Raw genomic sequence first — 3,020 nt, 5'->3', positions numbered from 1 at the left:
GGCGGGTCGATATCCTCGATACGCACCAGCCACTCGCCGCCGTGATGGCGGGCATCGAGATAGCTGGCGACGGCGGACAGCAGTGAGCCCGCATGCAGCGGACCGGAAGGGGTAGGGGCAAAGCGGCCACGGTAGGCGGTAGGCATGTGGGCTCCGTCATCCTTCGTGGTGGGGAATTCGCAGGCAGCAGGGCCTGAACGCATACGGGCACCGCTCCGAGGAGGGTGCCCGTATGGGGGATGAGGGCGACGGCCTGACGTCGCTTCATCGACAGCAGGGCTTAGCGGCCCAGCTGCTTTTCCTTCAACTCGGCCAGCGTCTTGCAGTCGACACACTGGGTAGCGGTCGGACGTGCTTCCAGACGACGAATGCCGATCTCGACGCCGCAGGCTTCGCAGAAGCCGTAGTCGTCTTCATCGATGTTCTCGATGGTCTCGTTGATCTTCTTCAACAGCTTGCGCTCGCGATCACGTGTTCTCAGTTCGAGGCTGAAGCCTTCTTCCTGAGTGGCACGGTCTGCAGGGTCCGCGTAGTTGTTGGCATCTTCCTGCAAGTGACGCACGGTGCGATCGACCTCTTCCATCAGCTCCTGTTTCCAGTCCAGCAGGATCTGACGGAAGTGCGCTAGCTGCTTCTCGTTCATGTACTCTTCACCCGCTGCCGGCTCATACGGGGTGAATTTCTTAAGCGCTTCCGGCTTGGTTTCAGCTAAGGGCATGGGACCGCCTCATTCCGCAAGGTGACTTGGGCCGTCGACAGTCTGTTGCACTGCCTCCTTGGCCACGGCGAGGGGGCTGTCCTGACTGCTGCCCTCGCGAGAAGATCAGCTTATTTAGCGTAAAAATGACAAGTTTGCAACCGATCTCCGACGATAGTTTGTAGCGGGCAGTGGTCCGGCGTGTACCGGCAAACACCGATTTTCCTGCACGAAGGGGCTGGGAATGGGCCTTGGCAGGCGCCTAGAATGAAGCTCCCATCCTGAGGAGTGTTGTCATGCCGTTTGCCCGCCGTCTTGAATCCGTCGCTGCCTTTCGCGTGATGACGCTGCTGGAAGCCGCCCAGGCGCGCGAGGCCGCGGGCCATGACGTCATTCATCTGGAAGTGGGCGAGCCCGACTTCCCGACCCCCGCGCCGGTGATCGCCGCCGGGCAGGCGGCGCTGGCGGCCGGTCAGACGCGCTACACCCCCGCCTGCGGCCTGCCGGCCCTGCGCGAGGCCATCGCGGCAGACTACCAGCGCCGCCACGGCGTCACGGTGTCTCCCTCCCGTATCATCATCACGCCCGGCGCCTCCGGTGCCTTGCTGCTGGCCACATTGCTGTGCGCCGAACGTGGCGACAGCGTGTTGATGGCCGACCCGACCTACCCCTGCAATCGCCACTTCATGGGCCTGGTGGATGCCCAGCTGGATGTGGTGCCCGTCAATGCCGAGAGTGGCTGGCAGCTGACCGCCGAACTTGCCGATGATTTCTGGCGCGAGAACACGCGGGCCGTGATGGTGGCATCGCCCTCCAATCCCACCGGACACGTGCTGTCGCCCGAGGAATTGCAGGCGCTGGGCGAGCTGTGCCAGTCGCGTTATGCGCACCTGCTGGTGGATGAGATCTATCAGGGGCTGACCTATGGCGTGCCTGCGCACACCGCACTGGCGGAGTGCCCCGATGCCTTCGTCATCAACAGCTTCTCGAAATACTTCGGCATGACGGGCTGGCGGCTGGGTTGGCTGGTGGCGCCGGAAGCGGCGGTCGAGCCATTGTCACGCCTGGCGCAGAATGTCTTCCTGGCTGCCTCGACGCCTGCCCAGCATGCGGCGCTGGCGGCCTTCACGCCGGAATGCGAAGCGGAGCTCGAGCGGCGTCGGCAGGTGCTCGAAGCCCGCCGTGGCGTGCTGCTGGCCGGGCTCGAACGCCTGGGGCTGGCGCCGTCGGTGCCGCCGCAGGGCGCCTTCTACGTCTGGCTGGATATCTCGCATCTGAGTGATGACAGCGAGGCCTTCTGCCGCGCACTGCTGGAAGAAGAGAATGTCGCCATCACGCCGGGTACGGACTTCGCGCTGGCCGAAGGGCGACGCCATGTGCGTATCGCCTTCACCGCTGATGAGGCGCGTCTGCGCGAGGCCCTGGCCCGCATGGAGCGCTTCCTTGAGCGGCGCGCCACTCAGGCGGGAGTGTCGGCTTGATGGAGCTTGAGGGGCTGTATCGTGGTCGTCTGATCCGTCGCTACAAGCGCTTCTTCGCCGAGGTGGAGCTGCTCGAGGGTGAGCGGGCCGGTGAAGTGGTGACGGCGCATTGCCCGAATACCGGCTCGATGCGCGCGGTGTGCGTCGAAGGCTGTGAGGTATGGCTATCGCCGTCCGACAACCCCAAGCGCAAGCTCGCCTGGACCTGGGAGCTGATTCGCCTGCCCCTGGACCCGCCCGGCGCTGACGGCCGGCGTGAGGCCTTGGTGGCGGTGCATACCGGACGTGCCAATGCCCATGTCGAGGCGGCGCTGCAGCAGGCAAGCGTGAGCGTGCTGCACGACATGGGGCTTGCCGACTTTGCGCGCCTCAAGCGCGAGTCGCGTGTCGAGGTCCTGCTGCCGGGCAATGACATCCCGGAACGCTCACGGCTCGATTTCCAGATGTGGCCGAAGGAGGAGGGGGCGGCCTCGATCTATCTGGAGGTCAAGCAACTGACGCTGCGTGAATCCGACGGTCACGGCTATTTCCCGGACTCGGTGAGTACGCGTGCACAGCGTCATCTGGCCAGCCTCGCGGCGCTGGTCGCAGCAGGCCACCGCTGCGTGCTGGTGTTCTGCGTCGCCCATGACGGGATCGAGGATGTCGCACCGGCGGCGCATCTCGACCCGGCCTATGCGCAGGCCTTTGCCCAGGCGCAGGCCGCCGGTGTCGAGGTGCTGGCGCTGGGCATGCAGATCACGCTCGAGGAGTCTCTCTCGGACGCGGGTCAGCCGCTGTGGCGAGCAAGACTGGGCCTGACGCGCGCGCTGCCACTGCATGACGCGCGCTTTGCTGGCTGA

The 3,020-nt window shown here is 65.2% G+C and carries 4 protein-coding genes; 2 read left to right on the top strand and 2 right to left on the bottom strand.

Annotated elements, in window-relative coordinates:
• Together AC4FAH_RS14170 and dksA are read right to left on the bottom strand one after the other, a co-directional pair.
• Nucleotides 1–146 (bottom strand): glutamate--tRNA ligase family protein (locus AC4FAH_RS14170; protein ID WP_490246270.1); only part of this gene is annotated, 146 nt, incomplete at its 3' end.
• Between the two features lie 134 nt (nt 147–280).
• The gene (dksA, locus tag AC4FAH_RS14165) at nt 281–718 is read right to left on the bottom strand and encodes an RNA polymerase-binding protein DksA (protein ID WP_043333424.1); all 438 of its coding nucleotides are present in this window, start codon (nt 716–718) and stop codon (nt 281–283) included.
• 275 nt (nt 719–993) lie between these two features.
• Between dksA and AC4FAH_RS14160 the strand changes: the two genes are divergently transcribed.
• Both AC4FAH_RS14160 and sfsA read left to right on the top strand, forming a co-directional pair.
• Nucleotides 994–2,178 (top strand): aminotransferase class I/II-fold pyridoxal phosphate-dependent enzyme, encoded by a 1,185-nt coding sequence (locus AC4FAH_RS14160; protein WP_288986657.1) that lies wholly within the window; start codon nt 994–996, stop codon nt 2,176–2,178.
• Nucleotides 2,178–3,020: a DNA/RNA nuclease SfsA gene (gene sfsA / locus AC4FAH_RS14155; RefSeq protein ID WP_490246269.1), complete on the top strand. Its 843-nt coding sequence runs from the start codon at nt 2,178–2,180 to the stop codon at nt 3,018–3,020. Before AC4FAH_RS14160 ends, sfsA begins: the two co-directional genes overlap by 1 nt.

It is taken from the genome of Cobetia sp., from assembly GCF_983723665.1.
This window is presented reverse-complemented; position numbering and strand designations above follow the sequence as displayed.